Origin of the sequence: Aquimonas sp. (genome assembly GCF_044377145.1) — a bacterium.
Taxonomy (GTDB): Bacteria; Pseudomonadota; Gammaproteobacteria; order Xanthomonadales; family Xanthomonadaceae; genus Aquimonas.
Genome location: NZ_JBILJQ010000037.1, coordinates 12,339 through 37,323 on the forward strand (window position 1 = coordinate 12,339; position 24,985 = coordinate 37,323).

General features: G+C 68.5%; 11 protein-coding genes. 7 read left to right on the forward strand and 4 right to left on the reverse strand.

What is annotated here, in order from left to right:
* The first annotated feature begins 65 nt into the window (after positions 1–65).
* Both ACIQ7H_RS12375 and ACIQ7H_RS12380 read left to right on the forward strand, forming a co-directional pair.
* The gene (locus tag ACIQ7H_RS12375) at positions 66–6,359 is read left to right on the forward strand and encodes a hypothetical protein (protein WP_395791875.1); all 6,294 of its coding nucleotides are present in this window, start codon (positions 66–68) and stop codon (positions 6,357–6,359) included.
* Between the two features lie 798 nt (positions 6,360–7,157).
* Positions 7,158–8,204 carry a hypothetical protein gene (locus ACIQ7H_RS12380; protein WP_395791877.1) on the forward strand — a complete coding sequence of 349 codons (1,047 nt, stop codon included), beginning with the start codon at positions 7,158–7,160 and terminating at the stop codon, positions 8,202–8,204.
* A 202-nt stretch (positions 8,205–8,406) separates the two neighbouring features.
* Here the strand turns inward: ACIQ7H_RS12380 and ACIQ7H_RS12385 are convergent, their stop codons facing one another.
* The 3 genes from ACIQ7H_RS12385 to rraA all read right to left on the reverse strand — a co-directional run bounded on the left by ACIQ7H_RS12385 (position 8,407) and on the right by rraA (position 11,049).
* Positions 8,407–8,898 carry a methylated-DNA--[protein]-cysteine S-methyltransferase gene (locus ACIQ7H_RS12385; protein ID WP_395791879.1) on the reverse strand — a complete coding sequence of 164 codons (492 nt, stop codon included), beginning with the start codon at positions 8,896–8,898 and terminating at the stop codon, positions 8,407–8,409.
* Complete coding sequence (locus ACIQ7H_RS12390; protein ID WP_395791881.1) at positions 8,895–10,451, reverse strand: AlkA N-terminal domain-containing protein; 1,557 nt, start codon at positions 10,449–10,451, stop codon at positions 8,895–8,897. Before ACIQ7H_RS12390 ends, ACIQ7H_RS12385 begins: the two co-directional genes overlap by 4 nt.
* 109 nt (positions 10,452–10,560) lie before the next feature.
* Positions 10,561–11,049, reverse strand: a complete 489-nt coding sequence (gene rraA / locus ACIQ7H_RS12395) for a ribonuclease E activity regulator RraA (protein ID WP_395791883.1) — start codon at positions 11,047–11,049, stop codon at positions 10,561–10,563.
* A gap of 174 nt (positions 11,050–11,223) precedes the next feature.
* On the opposite strand from rraA, the gene ACIQ7H_RS12400 reads away from it, so the two are divergent.
* The 5 genes from ACIQ7H_RS12400 to ACIQ7H_RS12420 all read left to right on the forward strand — a co-directional run bounded on the left by ACIQ7H_RS12400 (position 11,224) and on the right by ACIQ7H_RS12420 (position 22,432).
* Positions 11,224–13,317: a S9 family peptidase gene (locus ACIQ7H_RS12400; protein ID WP_395791885.1), complete on the forward strand. Its 2,094-nt coding sequence runs from the start codon at positions 11,224–11,226 to the stop codon at positions 13,315–13,317.
* Positions 13,318–13,500: 183 nt separating this feature from the next.
* A complete protein-coding gene (locus ACIQ7H_RS12405; protein ID WP_395791887.1) occupies positions 13,501–15,720 on the forward strand; it encodes an EAL domain-containing protein in 2,220 nt (739 codons plus the stop codon).
* A gap of 43 nt (positions 15,721–15,763) precedes the next feature.
* Positions 15,764–17,446, forward strand: coding sequence for a sensor histidine kinase (locus ACIQ7H_RS12410; protein WP_395791889.1), 1,683 nt, complete (start codon positions 15,764–15,766; stop codon positions 17,444–17,446).
* A 172-nt stretch (positions 17,447–17,618) separates the two neighbouring features.
* Positions 17,619–21,548: a choice-of-anchor D domain-containing protein gene (locus ACIQ7H_RS12415; protein WP_395791891.1), complete on the forward strand. Its 3,930-nt coding sequence runs from the start codon at positions 17,619–17,621 to the stop codon at positions 21,546–21,548.
* Between the two features lie 320 nt (positions 21,549–21,868).
* Positions 21,869–22,432: an ECF-type sigma factor gene (locus ACIQ7H_RS12420; protein WP_395791893.1), complete on the forward strand. Its 564-nt coding sequence runs from the start codon at positions 21,869–21,871 to the stop codon at positions 22,430–22,432.
* 70 nt (positions 22,433–22,502) lie between these two features.
* Here the strand turns inward: ACIQ7H_RS12420 and ACIQ7H_RS12425 are convergent, their stop codons facing one another.
* A complete protein-coding gene (locus ACIQ7H_RS12425; RefSeq protein WP_395791895.1) occupies positions 22,503–24,914 on the reverse strand; it encodes a tetratricopeptide repeat protein in 2,412 nt (803 codons plus the stop codon).
* Positions 24,915–24,985 lie beyond the last annotated feature (71 nt).

A 24,985-nucleotide genomic window follows, 5' to 3' on the forward strand; every position in this document is an offset into this window, starting at 1 on the left:
CATCCCAGGAGCTGATCTTGACTATCGATACGTCCCCCCGCCGCGCGCCCGCGCGACGTTCACGAGTGCAAGCCTTCTTGCTGGCGACACTGGCCGGCGCAGCTGCACTGTTCGGCTCAGCGACAACCCTGGCGGAAGGCAGCCGCACGCTTTTCCCTGCGAGCTACCCCGTCGCAGGCGCGCGTGCGCCAATGGACGTGATCGACAACAACACCTATGCGGGCGTCGCTCGCAACCGACAGTTCCTGTACGTGTACGCGCAAGCGGGTGAGTTGATCCTGTTGGGCTCGCGTAATCGCGACAATGGCGGCGACATCTTCGTCTACAACCCGCAGGGTTTTGGAGCGCGCGGCTTGGAGACTGTTCCAGGTACCGCCGATTTCACCTGTTCCTCCACCAGCCCGCCCGTGGGCAGCTTTGGTGGCACCGGGCGCGGCATCATCGCCACCCGCGCGGCCGAATTGGCAGGGCCCAACAGCGCCGACGGCACAACGACGGCACTCAATGGCTGGCTGCCCTGCGCCTACCGTGCCCCGATCAGCGGCGTCTACGGTGTGCGCTTCACGGGCGCGTCGTCCGGCACTCAGACCGAGAACGCAGTGCCTGCCAGCGATCCCCCGCTCATCCTGGCTAACCGGGTGTCGGCCTGGGAGGTGCAGATCCGCGCCGATGCGAGCACACGCACCGATATCAACGCTCGCGTATTCACCTATGCATGGATCGGACGCACCGGCGGCAACGGTGTCGCCGGCCGAGTGTTCCACACGCTCTACTACATCACTGAAGACGGCTATCGCTACGAGCAGCGCATGAACGCGCTGGATCCGTTTGCCTACGCGCTGTACGCGAACCGGGCCGGCTTCCTCGATGGCGGCTCGCCCTTGTACAAGAACGTGCGCGGTGACAACCAGCTGGCGACGAATATTCTGCCCGGCGGCAGCGGCATCGTCGCGCAGGCCCCTGAATATCCGATTTTCTTTTCCGACGTGCGCGAAGCCGGCGCCAACGCCGCTGAAGTGAGCCGCGTGCTCGGTGCCCTTGGCCTGCCCGCGGTGCCCCCGGTGCCGCAGCTGACGAGTGTGACCTTCACCGGCACGATCAGCGGTGACACCACCACGCTGGGCGCCGGTGGCGTGTTCACCTTCACGACCATCAACACCTTGACCTACGAGATCGTGGTCAGCCGCGACGGTGTCGATTTCGATCCGGCAAACCCGTCCAACAAAGTGTTGACCGGCAACGCGCTGTCGGGCACCCATACGGTGTGGTGGAACGGCCGCGACAACACGGGCGCGCTGTTTCCCGTGGGTAACGGGTACCGCTACCGCATCGCAGGTCGCAACGGCGAAGTTCATTTCCCGATCATCGACACCGAGGGCATGGCGCTCGGCGGCCCCACCGTGCGCAAGTTGAACGGTTCGCAGGACGCCATCGTCTACTTCGACGATCGCGGCTATGTCACTCGCAACGGCACTGCGGTGGGCGAGCTTAACGGCCACCTGTGCGGTGCCGGGCATCTACAGGTGCAGCCGAGCCCGAACCATTCGCTGCTGGGCGTCGACTCCAGCGACTCCAACTTCAATGGCGCCGGGATCTTCTATCGGTTCTACCCGCAGGCGAGCGAAGACCCCAATACCGATTGCCTGAACGCGGCAGCCGCGCATTTTGGAACCGCCAAGGGGCTGGACACATGGGCGCTTGAGCGTACGCCTTCGTTCTCCGAGCCGGTGATCATCATTCCGCCGGTGGTCGGTGCGGATGTTGGCACCGTGGTCACCGTGGACAGCAGCGCGTTTCCGGGCCAGACCGTGTTCGGCACCCTGGTGTTCTACAACGCCGGTGACACCGAGGCTACCGGCGTTGGCTATACCGCGCGGATCGGCACCCCGGGCAATTGTCCGGCCAGCGTCAATTTCACCGTACTGCCCCCCGGCGTCACGGTGGCCAGCTACAACCCCACCACCTGCGTGGTCACCTTCGCAGGCCTGCCTGCAACTTTGCCCGCTGCGATCCAGCCCACCTCGCAGCTGGTATTCGAGTTCAGCTACCCGGCCCCGAACAGTGGCCCACAGGTGGTGCAGACCACCATCAGCGCCACCAACGAGGCGCCAGGCCAGATCGCGCCCAACAGCGCCAGCGGCAGCACTGACATCATCGTTTCCGACGTCGCTACCACGGTGACTGTGCCGGCTTCGGCCGCAACAGGTTCCACCGTCGCCGGCATCGTGAGCTTCAGCAATCTTGGCGCGGCCACATCAACGGCCGAGGGTCTGGTCTACAGCGTGACCATCGGCAGCCCGGGCAACTGCCCGGCGGGCATCGACTTCCCCGGCATCGCCCCGGCCACCTTCAGCGTTGACCCGGGCACCTGCGTGGTGAGCTTCACCGGTCTGCCCACCAGCCTGTCGCCGGGCGATGGTTTCAGTCTCAACTTCCAGTACACCGCGCCAGCCCCAGGGACGGTGCCGGTGTCTTCCAGCATCAGCACCAGCACGCCCGAAAACAGCATCGCCAACAACACCGCCAATGGCAGCACCCTGATCCAGACTCAACCAGAGGTCAGCGTCAGCAAGAGCTCGGCGCCCGCCAGCGGCAGTGCGGTCAACATCAGCGCCACCATCACCTACACGGTGCAGGCAGTGATCACGGGTGGACCGTTGATCAGTGCGCTGGAGCTCACGGACACGCTGGGCACTGGGCTTACGCTCGGATCAATCACGGCTGGCGCGTTTACCTGCAATGCAACCAACCCGCTGATCTGCAGCCTGCCCGCCGGCACCCCGATCGGAACCTATCCGCTGAGTTACAGCGCGAGCGTCAACACCTCGGCCGTGGGCTCGGTGAACAACGCTGTGGTGATTTCGGCGAACGGCGGCGACCCCACTCCGATCTGCTCACCGTGCACCACCACCCACCCGGTGAATCCGCCGGTGCTCAGTTTGAGCAAGACCGCCAGCGGCGCCAGCTTTGTCGTCGGGGTTCCTGCCAGCTACACCCTGCAGGTCACCAATACCGGCAGCTCGTTGACTACCGCCGCCGCCACTGTGACCGACGCTGTGCCTGCCTCGTTGACCCTCGGCACGCTGCCGGCGGGCTGCACCGCCGCAGGCCAGACGGTGACCTGCACGATCGCCGCGGGTCTCGCTCCGTCGGCCAGCATCAGCTTCGTGATTCCGGTGACGCCGACTGCCGCCGCACAGCCCAGCGTCACCAATACCGCCAGCGTCAGCGGCGGCGGTGACCCGGGTTGCCCGGCTGCAGTGCGTTGCTCGGACACCGAGATCACGCCAGTCAACTCGCCGCAGCTGACGATCACCAAGACAGCGAGTGCGGCGAGCTTCGTGGTTGGCACGCCGGCCAGCTACACCCTGCAGGTCACCAACAGCGGTACGGCTGCGACCACCGCAGTGGCGACGGTGACGGATGCAGTGCCGGCCTCACTGACCTTGGGTGCGATGCCGGTCAACTGTTCCGCCGCAGGCCAGACAGTGACCTGCACGATCGCCGCGGGTCTCGCTCCGTCGGCAAGCATCAGCTTCGTGATTCCGGTGACGCCGACTGCCGCCGCACAGCCCAGCGTCACCAATACCGCCAGCGTCAGCGGCGGCGGTGACCCGGGTTGCCCGGCCGCAGCGCGCTGCTCCGACACCGAGATCACGCCGGTCAACTCGCCGCAGCTGACGATCACCAAGACCGCCAGCGCAGCAAGCTTCGTGGTCGGCACGCCGGCCAGCTACACCTTGCAGGTGACCAACAGCGGCAGCATCGCAACCACAGCGGTCGCCACTATCGCTGACGCCGTGCCGGCCAGCCTCACCCTTGGTGCCATGCCGGCCGGCTGTTCCGCCGCAGGCCAGACGGTCACCTGCACGATTGCGGCCGGCCTCGCGCCGTCAGCGAGCGTGAGCTTCGTGATCCCGGTGACGCCAACCGCCGCTGCTCAGCCGAGCGTCACCAATACCGCCAGCGTCAGCGGCGGCGGTGACCCGGGTTGCCCGGCCGCAGCGCGCTGCTCCGACACCGAGATCACGCCGGTCAACTCGCCGCAGCTCACGATCACCAAGACCGCCAGTGCGCCGAGCTTCGTGGTCGGCACGCCGGCCAGCTACACCTTGCAGGTGACCAACAGCGGCAGCATCGCAACCACCGCGGTCGCCACCGTCACTGACGCCGTGCCAGCCAGCCTCACCCTTGGTGCGATGCCGGCCGGCTGTTCCGCCGCAGGCCAGACAGTGACCTGCACGATCGCCGCCGGCCTCGCACCGTCTGCCAGCGTCAGCTTCGTGATTCCGGTGACGCCGACCGCCACCGCACAGCCCAGCGTCACCAATACCGCCAGCGTCAACGGCGGCGGCGACCCGGGTTGCCCGGCCGCAGCGCGCTGCTCCGACACCGAGATCACGCCGGTCAACTCGCCGCAGCTGACGATCACCAAGACCGCCAGTGCGGGCTTCACGGTCGGCGTGGCGGCGAGCTACACCTTGCAGGTGACCAACACCGGCAGCGCGGCGAACACCGCCGTCGCGACCGTGACCGACGTGGTGCCGGCCTCACTGACCTTGGGTGCGATGCCGGCCAACTGTTCGGCCGCAGGCCAGACCGTCACCTGCACGATTGCTGCAGGCCTCGCACCGTCTGCCAGCGTCAGCTTCGTGATTCCGGTGACGCCGACTCCCGCTGCCCAGCCCAGCGTCACCAATACCGCCAGCGTCAGCGGCGGCGGTGATCCCGGCTGCCCGGCTGCCGTGCGCTGCTCGGATACCGAGATCACGCCGGTCAACTCGCCGCAGCTGAGCATCACCAAGACGGCCAGCGCAGCGAGCTTCGTGGTCGGCACGCCGGCCAGCTACACCCTGCAGGTGACCAACAGCGGCAGCATCGCAACCACCGCGGCCGCCACCATCACTGACGCCGTGCCCGCGAGCCTCACCCTCGGCGCCATGCCGGCCAACTGTTCGGCCACCGGCCAAACCGTCACCTGCACCATTGCTGCCGGCCTCGCACCGGCTGCGAACGTGAGCTTCGTGATTCCGGTGACGCCGACTGCCGCCGCACAGCCCAGCGTCACCAATACCGCCAACGTTGTCGGCGGTGGTGATCCGACCTGCCCGGCTGCCGTGCGCTGCTCGGATACCGAGATCACGCCGGTCAACGCCCCGCAGCTGAGCATCACCAAGACGGCCAGCGCAGCGAGCTTCGTGGTCGGCACGCCGGCGAGCTACACGCTGAGCGTGCAGAACACCGGCAGCGCGGCAACCACAGCGGTGGCGACGGTGACCGACGCAGTGCCGGCCAGCCTGAATCTGGGCACGCTGCCAGCCGGCTGCACGGCCTCAGCTCAGACCGTGACCTGCACCATTGCCTCTGGCCTAGCGGTCAGCACCACGGTCAACTTCGTGATCCCGGTGACGCCGACGGCCGCTGCGATTCCGAGCGTGCAGAACACGGCGAGCGTGAGCGGCGGCGGCGATCCGGGCTGCCCGGCCGCGGCGCGCTGCAACAGCACCATCACCACCCCGGTGGGCGGCCCCAACGTCGCCCTGGCGAAAACGGCCAACCTGGCCAGCGGCAGCCTGGTGGTGGTCGGCAACACCATCACCTACACCCTGCAGGCGACCGTTTCGGATGCGCCGCTGACGGCGGCCTTCCAGCTCACCGACACCCTGGGCGCCGGCCTGCTGCGCGGCGCGGTGACGGCGGGCCCGTTCACCTGCGGCGCGGGTGAGCCGCTGGTCTGCAGCCTGCCGAGCGGCACCGCAGTGGGCAGCTACAGCCTGAGCTACACGGCGACGGTGCAGGCAGGTGCAACCGGCACGGTGAGCAACAGCGTGACGATCAGCGGCAGCGGCGGCGACCCGGATCCGGTGTGCTCGCCGTGCACCACGACGCACCCGCTGGCGATCGCCGATCTGCAGGTCATCAAGACGGTGGATCAGATGACGCCGAGCTTCGGCCAGGTGATCAACTTCACCTTGCGCGTGCGCAACAACGGCCCGGCGGCGGCGACCAATGTGGTGGTGACCGACGCGCTGCCCTCGGGCTATGACCTGCTGGGCACCACGCCGAGCCAGGGCAGCTACACCGCGCCCCTGTGGACCGTGGGCAACCTTGCGGTGGGCCAGACTGAGACCCTGGTGATGCAGGTGCGCGTGCGTGCGACAGGCAACTACCGCAACGTGGCGACGGTGCGCGGCGACCAGTTCGATCCGATCGACCCAAACAACGAAGACGCGGTCGGCCCGACGCCGCCGTCAAACCCGAGCCCTACTGTGGTTCCGGTAGATGCGCCGTGGGCACTGCTGAGCCTGATGCTGCTGTTGTTGGGTGTCGCCGGCCTGCAGATGCGGCGGCGCGGATGAGTCGCTGAGGAACACCACGCGTAAGCACAAAGCCCCGCCTTGAGCGGGGCTTTGTGTATGCGGTCGATCTGGCATGCGGCATTGCATAGACGCGGCGATCGAAGCAGGCCGCTGAAGCTCGGAGTCCAAGTACAGCTGTAGGGCTTCGCGCCCAGCGATGCTCAAGCTCGCCGCTGATCAAGGCCGACACGGCTGTATGCGACGCCAGCCCGCATGGGTGCACTGTGAGTGGCTGAAGCCGGATTGGCGATCGGCGATCGAGAGCCGCGGCGGTCCCAGGCCCGTCGGTGTCCGCTGCACGTGTTCGGGCAAGCTCGAATGGGCTCAGCGAAGGGTGCGGGTGCGGGTGCGGGTGCGGGTGCGGGTGCGGGTGCGGGTGCTTCAGTATGGGTCTTGCACGCGCGCTTCAGGGGTTCGGGATGCAACACAGTCTGGGGGAAGGCTCCATGCGGGCAGGTCGGCATGCGGATGAAGTCAGCCACACCCTGTTTCGGCTGTTCGGTCGTGCTCTACGGGCATCAGGGCGGAAGCGTTGCACGCTTGCAGCACTCCTCCTCGCAGCAGCGTTAGGCCCCTCGGCACAGGCGGCGCAGGTGCAGAACCTCAACACACAGACAGCTACAGCGACAGGATCTGGAGCTTCCGGCACACCGAGCATTGCGAGCTTCAATGTTCCCAGCGGCAAGAACCTCGTGCTGTTCATCTGGCCCACGTTCGAGCGCGATCACTGCTCAGCCGCGGACGGCAGCGGTCGCCACCGTCACCGATGCGGTGCCGGCCAGCCTCACCACTGGCGCCATGCCGGCCAACTGTTCGGCCGCGGGCCAGACGGTCACCTGCACGATTGCTGTCGGCCTCGCACCGGCTGCGAACGTCAGCTTCGTGATCCCGGTGACGCCCACCGCCACAGCCCAGCCCAGCGTCACCAACACCGCCAGCGTTATCGGCGGTGGTGATCCGACCTGCCCGGCTGCGGCGCGCTGCAGCAGCACGGTGATTACGCCGGTGGTGGGCCCGACCGTGCAGGTCAGCAAATCGGCCACCCCGGCCAGCGGCACCCGCGTCAACCCGGGCGAAAGCATCGCTTACAGCGTGCAGGTGCAGATCAATGGCGCGGCGCTGACCGCGCCGTTCGAACTCACCGACACCCTGGATGCCCAGCTCACTCTCGGTGCGGTCACCAATGGCGCGTTCACCTGCAATGCGGCCAGCCCGCTGATCTGCAGCCTGCCGGCCGGCACCCCGGTGGGCAGCTACAGCCTGGCCTACCAGGCAACGGTGGCGGCGACTGCCAGCGGCACGGTCAGCAATGCAGTGGTGATCAGTGCCAACGGCGGTGATCCGGATCCGACCTGCGCGCCCTGCACCACCCTGCACCCGCTGGCGCTGGCCGACCTTGAGGTGATCAAGACCGTCGACCAGGCCAACCCCCGTTTGGGCGCGACCATCAACTTCACCCTGCTGGTGCGCAGCAACGGCCCGGATACAGCCACCGGCGTGCATGTCGTCGACGCCTTGCCCAGCGGTTTCACCCTGCTCGATACGGCCGCCAGCCAGGGCAGCTACACCGCCCCGGTGTGGAATGTCGGCAACCTTGCGGTCGGCGCAACCGCCACCCTGCAGATGCAGGTGAGGGTCAACACCGGCGGCAGCTACCGCAACTCGGCAACCGTGGTGGCGGATCAGTTCGACCCGATCGTCGACAACAACATCGACGATGTAACCCCCGCCCCGCTGCTCCCGCAGGGTGCGACGGTCGTTCCGGTCGATGCGCCGTGGGCGCTGCTGGCGCTGATGGGCCTGATCCTCGGCATCGCCGGCCTGCAGCTGCGCCGCCGCGGCTGAACCCCGCGACGCCAGCCTTGAGCTGACGACAAAGCCCCGCCTTGTGCGGGGCTTTGTCGTTTGCGGGCCAGGCAGTCGATCGGCCGCGAAGCGCTGCAGCGCGGCGGGCAGTGTTCAGTCCTGCGCCGACCCGGCCTGCGCTTGTCCGAAGGACTGCGCGCACCCCGCGACGCTCCGCTCGATCGGGCAGTGCCGGATCACGCTATCGCAGGCTGAGCTGCGGGCGCTCGTGATCCAGCAGCCAGACTTTGACCGGCAGCCCGCCACCGAAGCCGGTCAATGCGCCGTTGGCACCGATCACCCGATGGCAGGGCACCACGATCGGCAGCGGGTTGCGACCGTTGGCAGCGCCGACGGCGCGCGTCGCTGTGGGACGGCCGAGTCGCGTTGCGATTTGCGCATAGCTGCAGGTGGCGCCGAACGGAATCGCGGCCAGTGCCCGCCACACTTCGCGCTGAAACTCGGTGCCCAGTGCAGCCAGCGGCAGGCTGAACTCACGCCGCGCGCCGGCGAAGTACTCGTCAAGCTGACGTGCCGCCTCAGTCAACAGCGGGTGCGCCGCTTCAATCCACTCGGTGCCGCGCTTCACCGGATGACGCTGGTGTTCGAACTCGATCGCATGCAGGCCGGTATCGCTGGCGGCGAGGCGCAGCGGGCCGATCGGGCTGTCGATGACGGCGGTGTGGATGTTCATGGGCGTGGCTCTCGGCGGGATGCTCTGGCAGCGCGTGGCGTGGCCGCAGCGGCGGCGGTCGGCGTGGCCGGCGGCGGCATCGCCGAGCGCCACAGATGCAGCACCGCATAGCCGCGCCAGGGTCGCCAGGCTTCGGCGCGCGCGCGCAGCTGGGCTGCGCTCAGCCGGCTACCATCGATAGGCAAGGCCTTCTGCAGCACCAAATCCTCGGCCGGAAACGCATCCGGATGACCGAGCGCACGCAGTGCGATGTAGTGCGCCGTCCACGGGCCGATGCCGGGCAAGGCCACCCAGCGGGCGACGAAGTCATCCAGGGTGCTTGCGGCAGAGAAATCCACCCGCCCGTCGAGCAGCGCCCGCGCCATGCTGCGCACGGTCTCGGCGCGGGCACGGGTCAGCCCGATCGCCTGCAGATCGGCCTCGGCCAGATCGTTCGGCGTCGGAAACAGCTGGGTGAAACCCTGGGCCTGCAGTGCGTCCGGCAGGCTGGCGCCAAAGCGTGCCGATAGCCGCGCGGTCAGAGTACGCGCGGCGGCCACGCTGACCTGCTGGCCGATCACCGCGCGCACCGCGATCTCGAAGCCGTCCCAACCGCTGGGCAGCCGCAGGCCCGGATGCGCCGTCAGCAACGGCGCCATGCGCGTGTCGCCTGAAAAAGCCGATGCAATCGCTGCCGGATCGGCATCGAGGTCGAACATGCGCCGCACCCGCGCGACGGTGTCCTGCAGGGCCGGCGCCGGCACGTTGTGCAGCTCCAGCCGCAGCGAGGCGTTGGCCTGCACGCCGGTATCGGGCCATCGACTCACCCGCAGCCAGCCGGGTTGAGCCGCGTTGCCGATCACCCGCGCATAGCTGTCGGTATCGACCTGCTCGATGCCTGCAAGCGCGCGCCCGCGCAAAAAGTCCAGCAAACCGTTGAAATCGAAGGGCGGGCGATAGTTCAGCCGCAGCACCAGCCGATCACCGGCGACCGCAGCGCCCTCGCGCTTGCGCAGCGCCCGCGGCGGCATCGCATAGGCCTCCAGAAATGCGGCGTTGAAGCGACGCAGGCTGCCGAAGCCGGCGGCCAGTGCGACCTCGGTGATCGGCAGTGCGGTCTCACTCAAGAGTTGCTTGGCGAACAGCAGGCGCCGGGTGCCGTGCACGCCCAGCGGTGCCGCGCCGAGGCGCTCGACAAAGATCCGCCGCAGCTGGCGCTCGCCGATATGCAGCTGTGCGGCCAGCGTGGCCAGCGGCGCACTGTCGAGTACACCTTGCTCGATCAGCTGCAGCGCACGCGCGAGCAGGGCATCACCGCGCCTCCAGCTGCCCTGCGCGGGCGACAGCTCCGGTCGGCAGCGCAGACAGGGCCGGAAACCGGCGCCCTCGGCCGCTGCCGCGCTCGGGTAGTAACTGATGTTCGCAGGCTTCGGCGCGGGCGCCGGGCACACCGGCCGGCAGTAGATGCCGGTCGAGCGCACCGCGGTGAAAAACAGGCCGTCGAAGCGCGCGTCGCGCGACAGCCGGGCCTGTTCGCAGATTGCAGTCGAGGGCAGTTCGGTGGGCGTTGACATGCGGGCAGACTAGCGCGCCATGACGGCACTGACTGGCCGGATTCGGACAAGCATGTCAGCGCCGCCACACCGCTGCATGCGCAGCCGATGTGGCGCGCCATCAACCGCCTCAGCCTGCTTCGAGCAACCGCTTATCCGACACCACCACGCCGTCTTCGTCGGCATACAGGTAGTCGCCGGGGCGGATATCGACGCCGCCGATCCGCAGCGCCACGTCGCGCAGGCCCTGGCCGCTCTTGTCGGTCTTGCGCGGGCAGGTGCCGAGCGCCTTGATGCCGATCTCAAGCTCGGCCAGTGCGGCGGAATCACGCACGCAGCCGAAAATGACGATGCCTTCCCAGTCGTTCTTGACCGCCAACTCGGCCAGTTCGTCACCGAGCAGGGCACGCTTGAGCGAGCCACCACCGTCAACCACCAGCACCCGCCCTTGGCCCGGCTCGGCCAGTGCCGCGCGCAGCAGACTGTTGTCTTCATAGGCGCGAATGGTATGCACCGGCCCGCCGAACGCGATCAGTCCGCCGAAATCGGACAGCGGTTCTTCAAGCACGCGCAGTGCGTCGCCGTGGGTATCGCAGAGGTCGGCGGTCTTGGCTTCCATGGGGGCGGTCCTGTGTGGGGTCTGAGGGGATGGAGTCGAACTCGATCGCCGGATTGTAGGCCGCCCGCAGTCAGCGGGCGCGGGCGAGCGCGCCCCACCCAACTCCCGGCAGTGGACAGGCCCGCCCGCAGCGGGCACGGTCTGGGTTCCGTTTGCCGCCAAGGATCCACCCGCATGCTCCGCCTGACCGGACTGCTCCTGCTCGCCGCCTGCGCCCCGGCGCTGGCCGAGACTCCACGCATCCTGACCCATGAAGACCTCTGGCTGATGCCGCGCGTCGCCGCGCCGGTGCTGAGCCCGGACGGCAAGCAGGTGGTGATCACCCTGACCGAGCCCGCCTACAAGGCCGAGGAGCAGGTCACCGACCTGTGGCTGGTGCCCGCCGACGGCAGCGCTCCAGCGCGCCGCCTGACCGCAAGCCTCACGCCAGAAGCCGGCGTGGTGTGGAGTGCGGACAGCCGGCGGATCGCGTTTGCCAGCAAGCGCGAGGCCGATACCGCCAACCAGATCTACGTGCTCGATGTCGACCGCGCCGGCGAAGCCCAGCGCGTAACCGACCTCAGCACCGGCGCGCGCACGCCGCAGTTCTCGCCCGATGGCAGCCGGATTCTGTTCGTCAGCAATCTGCACCCGGAGGCGCTGACCGAAGCCGACAGCAAACGCATCGCCGAAGAGCAGAAGAGCCGCACGTACAACGCGCGCGTCTACACCGGCTTCCCGATCCGCAACTGGGATCGCTGGCTGGATGAAACCCGTCCGCGCGTGTTTGTGCAGACGCTCGGCGAGAGTGAGGCGCGCGACCTGCTGGCGGGCACCGAGCTGCTGAAGTCACCGGGCTTCGATGGTCGCAGCACGCCGGGCAGCTCGGAGCTTGAACCGCAATGGGCGCCGGACGGCGAATCGATCGTGTTTGTCGCGACCACCAACCGCCATCGCGCCGCGTTCGACTTCACCCACGCCGACCTATGGCAGGTGCCGGTCGCCGGCGGCGAGCCGAAGCGCCTGACCAATGTGGGCGTTGATGGCGTCGGCGACAGCTATGCCACGCCGCGCTTCAGCCCCGACGGCAGTCGGCTGCTGGCGCTGGTGAATGCACGCAGCGGGCGCATCTACAGCAGCACCGATCTCGCCCATATCGACTGGCCCAGCTTGGCCGAATCGCGCGCGCGCATCCCCGGTGATCTCTCGGTGGAAAGCTACGCCGCCAGCGCCGACGGCCGCTCTGTGCTGCTGTCGGCCGAGCACGAGGGCTACGAGAAGATCTGGCGTGCCGACCTGCGCAGCGGCAAGGTCGAACTCGCGTTCGCCCCCGAGCGCGGCGTCTACACCCTCGTCAACACCGGCGGCCGCGGCAGCGAGGCGCGCGTGATCGCCCTGCACGAGCACACCGCGCAGCCGGCGGAGCTGGTGCGGATCGAGCGCGATGGCCGCGCGGTGCCGCTGACCCGCTTCAGCGCCGAGCGCATCGCCGCGCTCGATCTGCCGCCCGCCGAACATTTCTGGAGCACGGCGCCGAACGGCAAGCAGATCCACAACATGCTGATCCGCCCACCGGGCTTCGACCCGTCGAAGAAGTACCCGCTGTTTGTGGTCATCCACGGCGGTCCGCACACGATGTGGCGCGACATGTGGGTGTTGCGCTGGCACTACCACCTGCTGGCTGCGCCCGGCTATGTGGTTCTGCTGACCAACTTCACCGGCTCGACCGGCTTCGGCGAAGCCTTCGCCCAAGGCATCCAGGGCGATCCGCTGAAAGGCCCGTCCGACGAGATCAACGACGCGGCCGATGAAGCCATCGAGCGCTACAGCTTCATCGACGGCAGCCGCCAGTGCGCCGGCGGCGCCAGCTACGGCGGGCATCTGGCCAACTGGCTGCAGGCAAGCACCACCCGCTACCGCTGCCTGGTCAGCCATGCCGGCCTGGTCAGCCTGAAGTCGCAGTGGGGCACCTCGGATGTCGCCTATGGCCGCGAAGTCGCGCAGGGCGGCCCGCACTGGGAGGACATCCCGCTGTGGACCGAGCAAAGCCCGATCACCTACGCCGAGAACTTCAAGACGCCGGTGCTGGTGACCTTCGGCGAGAACGATTTCCGGGTGCCGATCAACAACGGCCTGGAGTACTGGGCGGTGCTGCAGCGCCAGCAGGTCGAGAGCCGGCTGGTGGTCTTCCCCGACGAGAACCACTGGATCCTGAAAGGCGAGAACAGCCGCTACTTCTATCAGGAGGTCCACGACTGGCTGGGGCGCTGGCTGACGCCAGAGGATTGACGCCAACCGCCGGTCAGTTCTGCATCGATCGTTGCGTCACCGCGAACGGGGCCTCACGGCCCCGTTCGCATTTGTACCGTGAGGGAACAGGCATACAGCTTGCACGCACCGACCTCACTTCGTCCGATGCCCGCCCTGACGAGCGGGTCGATCCGGTGCCCGCGCACTACACAGAGCCTTCCAATGAGTTCTGACGATCTGCTGCAACTGCTCGAAGACGAGGCCAGCCCCGGCGGGGCGAATGAGCACTGGCATGTGCTGGTGGTGGATGACGACCCGGAGGTCCACGAGGCGACCCGCTTCGCCCTGCAGGGCACGCGGCTGCAGGGCCGACCACTGGCGCTCTGGCATGTGCACTCGGCACAGCAGGCGCGCGCGTTTCTGGCCGATCCGCACGAGCTGGCGGTGATCCTGCTCGACGTAGTGATGGAGACCGACCAGGCCGGCCTCGATCTGGTCGACTACATCCGCAGCGACTGCGGCCTGCTGCAGACGCGGATCATCCTGCGCACAGGCCAGCCGGGTTACGCGCCCGAGCTCGGCATCGTCGACCGCTACGACATCAATGACTACCGCACCAAATCGGAACTCACCCGCACCCGCTTGCTGACCGCACTGTCGGCGGCAATCCGCAGTTTCGAGCAGATCCGCACCATCGCCGAGAACCGGCGCGGGCTGGAGCTGATCGTGCGCGCCGCGCCCGGCCTGCTGCGGCCACAGGCGCTGGGGGCCTTTGCCGAAGGGGTGCTGGTGCAGCTGGCGGCCCTGCTCAAGGTGCGCATCGAGGGCATCGTCTGCGCACAGCGCGGGTCGCCCTTCGAGCGCGGCGACGAGCGCACGTACGTGATCGGTGCGGCCGGCAGCCTCAGCAGCTTGGTCGGCCTGCCGCTGGATGCACTGACCCAGCCCGAGCTGGCGGCAGCGCTGCGGCAGGCATTCAGCGCTCGCGCGCACGTATTCAGTTCGCACGCGAGCGTGCTCTACCTCGACTGCGGCAGCCACGACGCCGCCGTCTATGTCGCGACATCGGAACGCCCCTTGGAACTGGTCGACCGCCAGCTGCTGGAGGTGTTCGGCGCCAACATCACCGGCTGCTACAGCAATCTGCGGCGCTTCGAGGAAATCACCTACATCGCTTTCCATGACTCGCTGACCGGCCTGCTCAACCGCAGCGGCTTCGTTCGCGCGCTGGACGAATCACCGAGCAGCGACGCACAGCGCTGGGTCGCGCTGGTCGACTTGCAGCAGTTCGCCGACCTGAACGACGGATTGGGCCAGGAAGTCGGCAATCAGCTGATCGTCGCGGTGGCCGAACGGCTGCGTCAGCAGCTTGGCGAGCACTGCCTACTGGCGCGCGCGGGTGGCGACGTGTTCGGTGTGGCCGGGCCGCGGCGCTGGGTCAATGTGGACACCCTGCAGGCGGTCTTCAGCGAACCCTTTCCGTGCGGCGATCACCGCTTGCCGGCGCAGGCGGCAATCGGCCTTGTGCAGTGCGCGGGCGAGACCACGGCCGGCCTGGTTTCGCTGCGCCGCGCCAGCATCGCGCTGAACCGGGCCAAGCACAGCAGCCACGGCCGGCACATGTTCTTCCGCCCCGAGATGGAAGAGCGCGTGCGCGACCGACTGGCGCTGGCACATCGACTGCGCGAAGACCTCGAACGCGGCGCACTGCAGGTCTGGCTGCAGCCGCAGATCGAACTCGGCAGCGGGCGACTGGTCGGCGTTGAGGCACTGGCGCGCTGGCCCGACCGCGACAGCGAAGGCGGCTGGTGCCCACCGGCGGTGTTCGTTCCATTGGCCGAATACACCGGCCTGATCGGCCAGCTGGGGGAACAGGTGCTGGACCGCGCCTGCGCGGCGCTGTGCGAGCTCGACAGCGCCGGCTTCAGCGGCCTGCAGCTGGCGGTCAATGTGGCGATGCCGCAACTGCGCCAGGCCCGCTTCGTCGGTCGTGTACGAAGCCTGCTGCAACGCCACGGCCTGCAGCCGCAGCGACTGGAGATCGAGATCACCGAATCGGTCGCACTGGAAGACCCGCGCGTGGTGCGGGCGAGCCTGGAGTCGCTGCGCGCGCTCGGCATCAAGATCGCGATCGACGACTTCGGTACCGGCTATTCCTCGCTGGCCCAGCTGCGCGATATGCCGATCGATGTGCTCAAGCTCGACCGCAGCTTCGTGCTGGCACTGGACAATCCGCAGGGCGCCGCGTTCGCCGAAACCATCATCCGCATGGCCCAGAGGCTCGGTCTGGTCACCGTTGCCGAAGGCGTGGAAACCACTGAGCAGGCGGCCTGCCTGCATGCCTTGTACTGCGATATCGCCCAGGGCTATCTGTTTGCCCGACCGATGCCGCTGGCGCAACTGCGCGAGTGGCTGACCCAGCGCGCGGCAACGGCCGGCTGAGATGACCGAGCCCAGGCCAGCCCGGGCGGGCGCAGGCAGGGCCTTGCTGGTCAGTGTGAGCGCACTGCTGGCGGGCCTGCTGCTGACGGCACTGATCGACCGGCTGGAGCGCAATGCACAGAACGGGCTGTGGCGCGCGGAGGCCATCGCCGAGGCCAAGCGCGTCGGCCAGGAGCTGCGCTACCGCGTGCTGCGCGAACGCGCCTCGCTGGTCGCTGCGGCGACGCTGTACGCCGGCTCGGCCGAAGTCACTTCGAGCGAACTGCAGGAATCCGCCGAAGTCATCCGCCGCAGTCGCGGCACGGATCGCACGCCGGTCATCGCCTGGCTGCGAGCGGATCGCGACGGCCGCTGGCAGATCGCCCAGACCTCGGCCATCCACCCGCTGCTGCCGCCGGGGCGGATCTTGGCCAACCCGCCCGCGCTGTTGTCCACCCTGGGCCTGGCCGCGGCGCAAGCCCCCGAGTTGCAGGTCGGCGAGCTGTTCGAAGAGGCCGATCAGAGTCTGCTCGCTCTGGCCGTCGCAGCACCGAACGCCGGCGTGGACGGCCTGCTGCTGGAGATTCTCGACTTCGACGCCCTGTTGCTGCAGGTCAGCGAGGGCCTGATGAAGCAGGGCATGCATCTGCGCATCCTGCATCCGGCCAGTCCCGGCATCGACCACGCACATGCACCCGCCTTGGGTTCACCGGCCGAGGCGTTTCACAGCGAACAGATCGACCTCGGCGCGTTCCGCTGGACCCTGGAGTGGGCCTTCGACCGCGATTTCCTGCCGGACTCGCGGCCCGCGGCCAGCGGCCTGATCTGGCTGGCGGGCCTGCTGGTGTCGGTCTCGCTGGCGCTGGCCTTCTACAAGACGCTGGGACAACAGCACAAGATCGAGCACGAGGTGCTGAAGCAGCGTGTCCAGCTCGAAGCCACCTATGCCGACCTGCACAAGGCGATGCAGGCGCTGGCCTCGCAAGAGCGCATGGCGGCGCTGGGTCGGCTGGTAGCTGGCGTGGCGCATGAGTTGAACACGCCAATCGGCAACGCCCTGCTGGCGGCTTCCACCCTCGACGAACGCAACCGTGACGTGCAGTCGGCGCTGCAGGACAAAAGCCTGCGCCAGTCGGCCCTGGTCGATCACCTGTCGGCGATCGGCGAAGCGGCGCGCCTGGTGCAGCAGAACCTGCACCGCGCTGCCGCCTTGCTGCACGGTTTCAAGCAGGTCGCGGTCGACCGCACCAGCGAGCGCCGTCGAGATTTCGATCTGCACAGCACCGTCGAGGAGATCGCCGCGACCCTGAGCCCGCAGCTGCGCGGCACACCGCACCGATTGCAGATCGAGGTGCCCGGCAACATCCGCATGAACAGCTATCCCGGCCCGCTCGGCCAGGTGCTCAGCAATCTGATCGTCAACTCGATCAAGCATGGTTACGAAGATGGTCGCAGCGGCACGCTGGCTTTACAGGCTCAGCGGCTGGGCGCAGACAGGGTCGAGCTGCGCTATTCCGACGATGGCAGCGGTGTCGATGAAGGCATCCGCGAGCGCGTGTTCGAGCCCTTCTTCACCACCCAGCTCGGTACCGGCGGCAGCGGCCTCGGCCTGAACATCGTGCTGAACCTGGTGCAGGACGTGCTCGGTGGATCGATCCACTGCCAGCCCAGCGCGCGCGGCGCCCTGTTCGTGCTGCAGCTGCCGCTGCGCGCACCCGACCACCCCACGGCGGACCCGGCGGGCTGAGGCGCTGCCACGGGGCGCGCAGAGCAAGCGCACTGCAGCCGTGCGCGTTGCGATCTGTCACACAGAATCCCGTTGTGTTGTATCGGCGACGGTGCGCTAATGCCCGCCGGGCCGGGGAGGCCCATGGATGCGCTTGATCACGCATCCAACCAAAGGCAAACAGGGGACAGCGATGACGATGCAGGGGCAGGTAAGGTGGGCGGCGGCTGCGCTCGGGATAGTGCTGGGTGCGGTATCGGCCTGGTCGGCAGTGAATGCGCAGGCGGCGCCTGCGAGCTATGGGTTCTCGGAGATCAGCGCGGTGAGCGCGGACGCCCAGCCGGGCAAACCGGCGACGCCGTTCAGCCGCTCGGTGGCCGCGTCACCGTTGGCGGTGTTGGGCCAGGGCTACGGCAGCGAAATCGAACCCAATGGCAGCACCGCCACGGCGACGCCGATTGCCGGCCGCCAGGGCGTGATCCGCGCCAATGCAACGCCGAACGGCGATGCCGACTTCTACGCCATCAACGCCAACGCCGGTGATCGCCTGTACGCCGCGGTGATGACCTCGTTCTCCGCCAGCGGCACCACCGATTCGCAGCTGCGCGTGTTCGGCCCCGACGGCACCACCCTGATCGAGTTCGATGAAGACGACGGCAGCCTTGCCGGTCTGTCGTCCACCATCGCCGGGGCGACCTTGCCCGCCACCGGCACCTATTACCTGCAGATCAATCCGTTCAGTGCCACCACCCAGCTGCGCGGCTACGAGCTGCACTACCGCCTGCAGGCCGGCGCACCGACGCCCGAGGTCGAGCCGAACGACCTCCCGGCGACCGCCAATCCGCTGCCCGCCAATGGCTGGGTCAGCGGCGCGCGCGGCGTCGCCGCGGCCACCGAACAGGACTGGTACAGCCTCAGCCTGAATGCAGGTGACACGGTGTTCCTGTCGCTCGATCTCGACCCCGAGCGCGACAACGTGCAGTGGGACGGCCGGCTCGGCTTCGGCCTGTTCGGCGACGCCAGCAATCAGATTCTGGTGGTGAGCGATGGCTCCACCGGCTCGGTGGCGAACCCGTTGTCGGAGGCCTATATGCTGACCGTCAAGGAGACCGGCACGTACTTCGCCTTCGTCGACTCGGCGAACGCGGCCGTTGGCGGACCCACCGCCACCTACCACCTCAGCGTGACCGTGCAGCCGACGGCGAATGAAGGCGTCAACTGCACCACCTACACCAGCACCAATGTGCCGCAGACGATCGGCCCCGGCGCCGGCCTGGTGAGCTCGACGATCAGCGTGCCCGGCAACCCGCGCATCGCCGATATCGACGTTTCCCTGCAGCTGAATCACGCGCTGATGGGCGATCTCGACGTGCAGCTGCGCTCGCCGTCCGGCAACGACAACGGCCTGTTCACCGATATCGGCGCAGCCGCGACCGGTGGCCAAGCGCAGATGGACATCACCTTCGACGATGAAGCGGCGTCACCGCCGACCTTCACCGTGCTGCGCGGGATTGCAGCGAAGCCCGAAGTCGCCTACCGCCTGGCCTGGTTCGACGGCCAAGACGCCGGCGGCACCTGGACTCTGGACATCCGCGATGACACCACCAATGCCAGCGGCGGCACCCTGACCGGCTGGAGCATGCGCATCTGCGAGCCGCCACCGCCGCCGACCTGTGCGGCCGGGTTCGCGCCGGTCACCGTCTACTCGACGGACTTTGAAGCCGGCGCCGCCAGCTTCACCAGCAGCGGCACCGCGAACGAATGGGAGCTCGGGCTGCCCGCCACCGTCGCCACCACCACCGCCAACCCGGTGGCCGCTTTCAACAGCTGCGCCAGCGGCACCAGCTGCTGGAAGACCGACCTCGACAACACCTACAACGTCTCGAGCTCGCAGGATCTGCTCTCGCCCAACATCAACCTGGCCGGGCTGAGCCCGCCGGTGCTGGTGCGCTGGGCGCAGCGCTACCAGATGGAGAGCGCCAGCTTCGACCACTACCACGTCGACTACCGCCAGGTCGGTGGTGGCCCCAGCCTGCGTCTGTTCGAGTGGCTGGATGGCACCATGACCAATGCGCCGGGCAACCCGGCCTTGAACATCCCGGCAGCTTCGGGCTGGAGCCAGCGGGTCGCGCGCGCCGATGCACTGGCCGGGCAGAACACCGAGCTGCTGTTCCACCTCGACAGCGACACCACAGTCAACTTGGGTGGTGCGGCGATCGATGATGTCAGCGTTACCGCCTGCCGCGCGGTCACCGCCGACCTGTCGATCACCAAGACCGACGGTGTGACCACCGCAGTGCCCGGCGGCTCGGTGACCTACACCATCACCGCCAGCAATGCCGGCCCGGATGCGGTCAGCGGCGCCACCGTCGCCGACACCTTCCCGGCCGCCCTCACCTGCACCTGGACCTGCGCCGGCGCGGGTGGCGGCACCTGCACCGCGGCGGGCGCGGGCAACCTCAACGACACGGTCAATCTGCCGGCCGGCGGCAGCGTGAGCTACACCGCCAGCTGCACCATTTCGCCAGCGGCAACCGGCTCGCTGTCCAACACCGCGACGGTGAGCAGTTCGATCACCGACCCGAATCCGGCCAACAACAGCGCCACTGACACCGACACGCTGACGCCTCAGGCCGATCTGTCGATCACCAAGACCGATGGCGTGACCAGCGTGGCGGCCGGTGGCTCGACCGTGTACACGATCGTGGCCAGCAATGCCGGCCCCAGCGCCGTGACGGGCGCCACCGTGGCTGACACCGCCCCGGCCGCCTGCACCAGCTTCAACTGGACCTGTGTCGGCGCGGGTGGCGGCACCTGTACGGCGGCGGGCTCGGGCAATCTCAGCAACAGCGTGAATCTGCCGGCCGGTGCCAGCGTCACCTACACCGCCACCTGCGCGATCTCGGCGGCCGCCACCGGCAGCCTGGTCAACACGGCGACCGTCAGCAGCGCAGTCACCGACCCGACGCCGGGCAACAACTCGGCGACCGACACCGACACCATCAGTTCGCAGGCCGATCTGTCGATCACCAAGACCGATGGCGTGACCAGCGTGGCGGCCGGTGGCTCGACCGTGTACACGATCGTGGCCAGCAATGCCGGCCCCAGCGCCGTGACGGGCGCCACCGTGGCTGACACCGCCCCGGCCGCCTGCACCAGCTTCAACTGGACCTGTGTCGGCGCGGGTGGCGGCACCTGTACGGCGGCGGGCTCGGGCAATCTCAGCAACAGCGTGAATCTGCCGGCCGGTGCCAGCGTCACCTACACCGCCACCTGCGCGATCTCGGCGGCCGCCACCGGCAGCCTGGTCAACACGGCGACCGTCAGCAGCGCAGTCACCGACCCGGCGCCGGGCAACAACTCGGCGACCGACAGCAACACCCTGGTGCTGCCGGGCGCGCTTAGCATCAGCCCGAGCGCACTCGCCTTCGGCAGCGTCAGCGTCGGTGCGACCAGCCCTGCGCAAACAGTCACGCTGTCGAACAGTGGCGCCAGCCCGCTGACGGTGTCGACCCTGACTGCAGCCGCGGCGCCGTTTGCGCGCACCGGCGGCAGCTGCACGGCGGTGCCGATCGTGATCGCCGCCGGTGCCAGCTGTACACTCCAGTACAGCTTCAGCCCCACCGCCGCCGCCGCCGCGACGCAAACGCTGACGATCGATGCCGGCGCAGCCGGCAGCGGCACACTTGCACTCGGCGGCAGCGGCGGTGTCGGCGTGGTCGGGGTGTTGAACGCGAGCATCGGCTTCGGCTCGCAGCTGGTGGGTAGCGGCGCACAGCAGGCCTTGACCATCACCAACACCGGCGGCGGCGCGCTGCAGCTTACCGGCCTGTCGGCGGTGACTGCCCCGTTCTCGCAGATCGCCGGCGGAACCTGCGGCGCGCTGCCCTTCAGCCTGGCTGCGGGCGCCAGCTGCACGGTGTTCTACCGGTTCCAGCCGACCACCCTCGGCAGCTTCAACCAGCCGGTGACGGTCACCGCCAATGTCGGCACCGCCACCGCCAGCCTGCTCGGCACCGCCTTCGTGGCGACGCAGGTCGTCGACGCGCTGAGCCTGCAGACGCTGGCCATGCTGATCGCCTGCTTCGGCCTGTTCGGCATGCTGATGCTGCGTCGCCGCTGATCCAACGCGGCATGCGTGATTGAACAGCCTCGGGGCGCGAGCTCCGGGGCTGTTTTTTTCGCGACGGTAACGCGCATCGAAGCCATACGCTGTGCGACGCCGTCAGCCACCGGCGTGGTGCTTCGGCAGCTGGCGTTCGTCGTGCGCACAGCAGCGGCGGCTGGGCTGAAATCGCCACCCTCGCTGGACGGCAGCAATGGCCCCCGGCTGGACGGTGTCGCGGCGTGCGACAGAATCGGCATGCTTTGCGCGGGTCCCGAACCCCTGTGCACCACCTCGTCGGCCAGCTGCGGCGAACGCAGCTGCTAGAGTCCGGACGCATGAACGCCGCCGAATCCAACATCACCGTCCTGCTCGACGCCGCCCGCTCAGGCGACGGCGAGGCCTGGCATCGGCTGGTCGAGCTGGTCTATCCGGACTTGAAGCGACTTGCGCGCAGCTCGCTCAGCGTCAATCGTCACAACACCCTGAACACCACGGCGCTGGTGCACGAGTGCTATCTGCGGCTGGCACGCGCAGACAGCACACCGCAGGATCGCGGCCATCTGCTGAGCCTGGCGGTGCGGATCATGCGTCAGGTGCTGGTCGACCATGCGCGCGAGCGCCTTGCGCAGAAGCGCGGCGGCGGCGCGATCGCGGTCACGCTGGACGACGATGCCGCGGTCGAGCTGCAGCAGTTCGAGCTGCTGGTCGAGATCGACTCGGCCCTGCAGCGCCTCGCTGCGCTGGAACCACGCCAGTCTGCCGTGTTCGAGCACCGCTATTTCGGCGGCTTGAACGACGCGGATTGCGCGACCGCCCTGAGCATTTCCCCGCGCACGGTGCATCGCGACTGGGATGCGGCTCGGGCCTGGCTGGCCGAGGCACTGAACGCGGCGGGCTGAGCCCGGTCGATCCTGCCCAAGCGATAGCGCTGCGGGTCATCGGCGGCCGGTCACCCATCCCATGCTGATTTCAACGCGCAGCGCGCGCGCTGTCGCGGATTTCGATCGCGCGCAGGGTGCGTGCATGCTCCGCGCCGAGGCTCTCGCCAAGGATCGCGATGGAGCGCTCGAAGGCGAGGTCGGACTCCACAGTCCGCGCCGCGGCCTCCAGCGTGAGCGCCCGGCCGATCTCGAACATGCCGGTTTGCCAGGCGCGCTCACCGAGTTTGCGGCCCGCGCCCAGTACCGCCCGATCGTGCAGGGCCATGGCCTCGTCGAAACGCCCCTGGCGGCGGTACAGCCCGCCCAGGTTGTGCATCAGGCTCAAGGTGTCCGGATGATCCTGCTCCAGCAGCTTGAGCTCCAGTTCGAGCACGCGCTCGTACAGCGGTGCGGCCTTTTCGAGCTGACCATCGAGCACGTAGAGCAGGCCCAGGTTGGCCATCGAGTTGCGCGTCAGCGAGCTGGCTTCACCGAACACTTCCAGGCGGCCGCTCAGCGCTTCCTTGAACAGCGGCTCGGCCTCGGCATAGCGCTTCAGTTCCTGCAGCACCGTCGCCTTCTCGCTGGCGAAACGCAGGCTGAGCGCATGCCGCTCGCCGAGCACGGCGCGCGAACGGATCTGGCCGGAGTCGAGCTGCTGCAGCGCCTGCTCGAAGTCACCGGCATGACGCAGCGCGACGCCGAGATCGAGTTCAGCGGTGATCGTGTCCGGATGCAGCTCGCCGAGCGCGCGCGCGAAGCTGGAGCGCAGCAGGCGCAAGGTCGCGATCACTTCCTCGTCGCGTCCGAGCATTCGCAGCGAATCGGTATGTTCCTGACGGATACGCGCGGTGGCCAGATGATCGGCACCGAGTCGGCGCGCGCTCAGCGCCAGCAGCTGCGCCTGCAGCGCCTCGGCGCGCGCGTAGTCGCCCTGGTGCCAGGCCAACAGGGCAAGCAGGCGCTGCTGTCCGAGCGCGGGCAGCAATGCCTCGTCCGACAGGGCTTCGAACGCGGGCGCGGCGCGGCCTTCAAGATGGCGGCCCACCGCGGCGTAGTCGCTGCGCTCCAGGTCCAGCCAGGCGCGCTGCTCGGCGAGCTGCACCTGCACGCCAGCCCGGCGCGCGGGAGCGACCTCCGCGATCAGCGTCTGCGCGGCCTCCAACTCGCGTCTGGCCTCATCCAGCCGGCCCAGACGCTGATACAGCGAAGCCAGCGCGCTGCGCACGGTCAGCTGCTCCAGCGGGGACTGCGCGAAGCGCACACCGACGCTGTCGGCGGCGCGGTCCAGCGCCTCGCGCACGCTGATCTCGCGGCTCTGCGCCACTTCCGGCGCAGCCGAGGCCAGCAGATCTTCGGTCAGGAAGCGCAGTGCTGCGGTCGCGACCTGGGCCTGATAGCTGGCGCTATCGCGCTCGGCGCGGACGCGCAGGGCCGAGTACGCCGCCAGCGCAGCCAGCACGCCTAGCCCCAGTGCCGTCGCGAGCGCCGCGTAGCGGTTGCGCTGCAGGAACTTGTGCGCTCGATAGCCTGCACCACGTCCGACGGCGCGCAGCGGTCGCTGTGCAAGCAACGCGCGCACATCGGCCGCGAGCGCGTCGACGGTGGCATAACGGGCTTCAGGCGCAGCCGCGGTGGCGCAGTCGACCAGGGCGCGCAGCTCGCGCGGCAGCTCGACGGTTTCGACGCGCCCGGCCGGCACATCCGCTTTGGCGACGGTGGTCGCGCGGGTCAAGGCTTCGGCCTCGGCGTCGCTGCGCGCCAGCAGTCGCTGCAGCAATCGGCCGAGCTGATAGATGTCGGCAGCGACGGTGAGACGCTCGCCGCGCACCTGCTCGGGGCTGGCGTAGCCGGGCGTGTGCGCGTGGCTGGCCAGAGCATCGTCTTCGCCGATCAGCTGGACGATGCCGAAGTCGAGCAACCTGGCCTGCCCACCGGCATCGACCAGCACGTTGGAGGGCTTGATATCCCGGTGCAGCAGGCCGCGCGCATGCGCATAGGCAACAGCACTGCAGACCTGCAGGAACAGACGCAGCCGCGCGTGCAGGTCGAGCCCGGCGGCACGCGCATGCGCGTCGATGCGCTCACCCTCGATGTACTCCATCGCCAGCCAGGGCTGGCCCTCGACGCTGTGGCCGCCGTCCAGCAGCCGCGCGATGTGCGGGTGGTTGAGATCCGCCAGGGCTTGGCGCTCGCGCCGGAACAGCGCACGCGCGCCGTCATCACCGCCGCCGCCGCCGATCCACTTCAGTGCCACCGTTTGCGCGTACTCGCCGTCGGCCCGCTGCGCGCAGTAGACCACCGCCATGCCGCCACGCCCCAGCTCCTCGACGATCTCGAACGGGCCGATGCGCTCGCCCGGCTGCGGCAGCCGCGCACGCTCGCGCTCGCGCAGCAGCGAGGCGGCCGCAGCCCCCAGCAGCGCGCCACCGGTGGCGAAATCTTCGGGTCGGAACGGCATGCGCGGCCCCCTGCCTGATGCTGCCGCGCAGCCTAACCGGGATAGCGGTGGCTATGGCGATACGGCGGGTG